Genomic DNA, 3,110 nt, shown 5'->3' with positions numbered 1-3,110 from the left:
AGCAAGGTCTCCGGCGTGCCGTTGAGACGGCGGAGCTCGTTGATCAGCTCCTCGTCGGAGAGGTCGAGTTCGCTCGGCTTCCTGGATTCGTGGGCCCCTCGCGCCGCAGGACGGCGTGGACGAGAGGGGAGCCGTAGGTCTCGTGGGAGTCGGCGTGGATGCGGCGGATGTGCTCGGTCAGCTTGCCGTCTGTACACGCGTTGTCTCCTCCTTGCGTAGGCGCCGGGGCGGAACGTCGGATCGTGGCCGAGGCCGGTGCGGGTGGCGGATCCGGGTGAGCACGCGTCGGCCGAAAGATTAGGTGCGCGGTCCGGCTTCAGGCACCACGACGGCCACCGCGCCCCCCAGCTTCGCCTGGGCGCCCCTGACCTGCTGCTGTGGCTGAACGGGGGATTTCGCTGACGGGTGGATGCGGCGGTGGCGCGGTCTGGGAATTGCACTCACGGTTCGTTTCTCCGCCCTTTCGGGCGGTTACCCAACGGGAGTCTTGATATGAAGCGATTCACTTCGGGCCTGGTCACGGTTCTTCTGGCCTCCGGCACCTCCGTGTTCGGCTTTGCTTCCCAGGCGCAAGCCGCCATCGTCCAGGTCAGCCCCGCCGATCTCGGCCCCCGGGGTCCCTGGTTCCGTCTCCAGGATCAGCCGGGCAACGCAGACCGGGCCCACGGCGTCCAGGAGGTGTCGCCGTTCGCCGCGCCCGACACCTTCAACGGCAGCCTCCACCTGGCCGTCGGGCCGGGAGAGCAGTCCCAGGCCGCCCACTACTTCCCGCCCACACCGCTGGACGAGATCGCCGCCTCTCCACTGTCCTACAACACGTACGTCGACAGCGCCCACTCATCCGCGACTGGCACCGGCCCCAACCTCCAGCTGCCGATCTACTGCCTGGGCGAGTTCACGACGCTGAGCTTCCAGCCGCAGCTGGCCACCGACGCGCAGGGCAACCACGGCATCGTGCCGGACACCTGGCAGCACTTCGCCTCCGGCCCGGAGGGCATCTGGACCAGCTCGCGCAGCATCCCCGGCACGCCGATCACGGCGGGCGGCGACTACCCGCTCAGCACCTACGTGAGCACCTGCACCGGCGCTAACAGCAGGGCTGTCGGTGTCATCGCCAACGTCGGAACGCTCGGTGACCCAAACGCCACCCTCGACACCTACGTCGACAACATCACGGCGGGCGGCAGCACCTACGACTTCGCCGTGGACCGCAGGGGCACCGGCACCGTCGAGCTCGAACACGGCGAGAGCTCGCGGCACGAGCGTAGGGTGGAGGGCACCGTCACCTTCGAGAGCCCCGCGGACGGCCCGCACTTCCGGCACGTCGGCACCCGGATCACCATCGCCGATGGCAGGCAGGGCCTTGACCCGGCGGCCGTGCAACTGACCGCAGACGGGGTACTGGTCCCGCTGGCCCAGGATGCCCGCGGCGAGCTGACCGGCATCGTGCCGGGCGCCCACCTGACGGACTTGCTCCCCGGCCAGTCGGTGTCCACGCACATCGAGATCACTTTCATGGTCCCCGACCGTCTCGAGCGGGTGGGCCAGGTGACCGTGACCGCCGAACTCCTCGCTCAGGGCTTCACCCCGCTTCAGCCCACCGGCGTCACTGGGCGCGATACCATCCGCCCCTGACCCACGAGGTGGCCGACCGAGCCCTGGCGGACCTGCGCAGAGCGGCCGGCCACACCCAGGGAGCATGTCAGAAAGTTGGCTCTGTCCCGTAGTCGATGGTAGCGAAGCGTGACTGGCGTCGTTGGCAGGTCATGCGAGATGCCGACGCACTTGTGGCTACGGTGCTTTCCGGGCTGTCGCTCCTGGCGATCGAGGACGTGGTGGATGAGGGTGCGGCGATTCGGGTGGTGGCCCGGACCATGGACGGTCCGGTGCCCTGCTCGGTCTGCGGGGCACCGACGGACCGGGTGCACGGCTTCCACCACCGGACGGTGGCGGACGTGCTGACGGATGGCTGGCGGGTGCTCGTGGTGGTGCGCGTGCTCCGCCTGGCCTGCCCGGTGCTGGGCTGCAGACGGCAAACGTTCCGCGAGCAGGTGCCCCGGCTGCTGGAGCGATACCAGCGCCGGACGAGCCGCCGCGCGAGCGGGCCGAGCCGCATCCCGGCTCCTCGAACTCGCCACGCCGGCCTCCCGGTCCACGGCCTTGCGGATGTTGTTGCGGGTGCCGCTGCCCACGCACCGGGTGCCACGGGTTCGGGGCGTGGACGACTTCGCCCTGCGCCGCCGCTGCCGGTACGCGACCGTGCTGATCGACGCCGAGACCGGCGAGCGGATCGATGTGCTGCCCGGCCGAGGCGCCGATGCCCTGGAGGCGTGGCTGCGCGAGCACCCGGGGGTCGAGATCGTGTGCCGGGACGGCTCCGGGGCCTATGGCGAGGCCGTTCGCCGCGCTTTGCCCGAGGGAGTGCAGGTCGGCGACCGGTGGCACATCTGGCGCAACCTCTGCGAAGCCGCCCTGAAGGAGGTGCGGGCGCACTCCGCTTGCTGAGCGACCGTGAATCCGCCCCGACCGGAAGGCGTGCGCGCAGTGACCACCCGCGAGCAGTGGCGTCAGGTCCACGAGATGCTCGGCAAGGGCGTGGGCCTGCTGGAATGCGCCCGCCGCCTGAACCTGGCATTGAACACGGTCAAGCGCTATGCGCGCGTTCCCGAGCCCGACGGCCTTCGCCGGGCGCCACAGTACCGGCCTGTCGGCAACGGGTGAGAACTGGTTCTGGATCACTTTCCGGGCTCTGTCGCTGATTGAGGGGTCTTGGCTGGTTGATCACGGTGATAGGAGGATGCGGCGGCGTAGGAGATCGAAGTTGGCCCGGCCGTACATCTGCCTCTTCAGGAGCTTGATCCTGGTCACGTTGCCCTCGACTGCTCCCGAGGTGAGCGTGGTGTGCAGGGCTGCGAGAACGGCTGCGTGGTCGCGTCGGATGCCGCCGGCCAGGGTGCGGAGTTCTGGTTGTCCGTCGAGGCGGACGTCAGCGAGCCAGACGTCGAGGGCCAGGTCCTCGCTGCGGCGTTCGCGGACCATGGTGGCCAGACGCCGGGCGTACTGGGTGGTCGTGGCCAGAGCCGGGTTGCGTTCGCACAGCTCGTCGAGGC

At 69.6% G+C, this 3,110-nt stretch carries 2 protein-coding genes and 2 pseudogenes; 2 read left to right on the top strand and 2 right to left on the bottom strand.

All coding sequences use genetic code 11. The features are described 5' to 3' along the window. Window positions 1–94: 94 nt before the first annotated feature. Window positions 95–181: pseudogene (locus ACIQOV_RS34700) on the bottom strand (IS3 family transposase); the annotation flags it as partial. Window positions 182–492: 311 nt separating this feature from the next. Here ACIQOV_RS34700 and ACIQOV_RS34695 point away from each other — a divergent pair. Continuing rightward, on the top strand, window positions 493–1,635 hold the full coding sequence (locus ACIQOV_RS34695; protein WP_331768730.1) for a hypothetical protein: 1,143 nt from the start codon (window positions 493–495) through the stop codon (window positions 1,633–1,635). A 161-nt stretch (window positions 1,636–1,796) separates the two neighbouring features. Further along, window positions 1,797–2,703 (top strand): annotated as a pseudogene (locus ACIQOV_RS34690) (ISL3 family transposase); the annotation flags it as partial. A 78-nt stretch (window positions 2,704–2,781) separates the two neighbouring features. Here the strand turns inward: ACIQOV_RS34690 and ACIQOV_RS34685 are convergent. Beyond that, the coding region (locus tag ACIQOV_RS34685) for a transposase (RefSeq protein ID WP_401054823.1) at window positions 2,782–3,110 on the bottom strand (329 nt) is incomplete at its 5' end.

This window comes from Kitasatospora sp. NPDC091257 (assembly GCF_044757675.1).
GTDB lineage: Bacteria > Actinomycetota > Actinomycetes > Streptomycetales > Streptomycetaceae > Kitasatospora > Kitasatospora lactacystinica.
The sequence above is the reverse complement of the archived record's forward strand: the minus strand, read 5'-3'. Positions and strand labels throughout refer to the sequence as shown.